The sequence below is a fragment of the Vibrio sp. 1078-1 genome, assembly GCF_033340475.1.
In genome coordinates this window covers 1-548 of sequence record NZ_JAWOWM010000752.1, presented here as the reverse complement: position 1 = coordinate 548, position 548 = coordinate 1, and the positions used below count along the sequence as shown (strand labels likewise).

The following is a 548-nucleotide window of genomic DNA, read 5'->3' as shown; positions in this document are numbered from 1 at the left end:
TGAAGGTCAATATCCAAGAACCCGCCGACCCAAGCACACCACCCAAACTAGTTGCGGCTGGCAAAGTCGATATGGCGATTTCATACCAGCCGAGCTTAACCATCGACGTAGCGGCTGGCTTGCCATTAATTCGCTCTGCGACCTTGATTGCAACTCCCCTCAACACTTTGATGGTGTTGGATAACGGCAAGAACGAAAACCTTGGCGACCTTGAAGGCAAGAAAATCGGTATTGCTATCGCAGGTAACGAAGAGGCGACAATCGGCACCATGCTTGCGCAGGAGAACGTGAAGTTTTCTGACGTGCAAATCATCAACGTCGGTTGGGCACTCTCTTCCTCTCTCGCGTCAGGCAAAGTAGACGCTATTTGGGGCGGCTTGCGTAACTTCGAAACCAACCAACTTGCGCTAGAAGGCTACAAAGCCAAAGCCTTCTTCCCAGAAGAATACGGCGTACCAGCGTATGACGAACTGGTGTTTGTGGCGAATGCAAAAACCTACGACAAAGCGGCTATTAAAGCGTTCAACAAAGCGCTGGAGCAAGCGACC

At 51.1% G+C, this 548-nt stretch carries 1 protein-coding gene; it reads left to right on the top strand.

Translation table 11 applies throughout. The features are described 5' to 3' along the window. A partial coding sequence (locus tag R7190_RS29865) for an ABC transporter substrate-binding protein (protein WP_318138208.1) occupies positions 1-548 on the top strand: 548 nt, incomplete at both ends.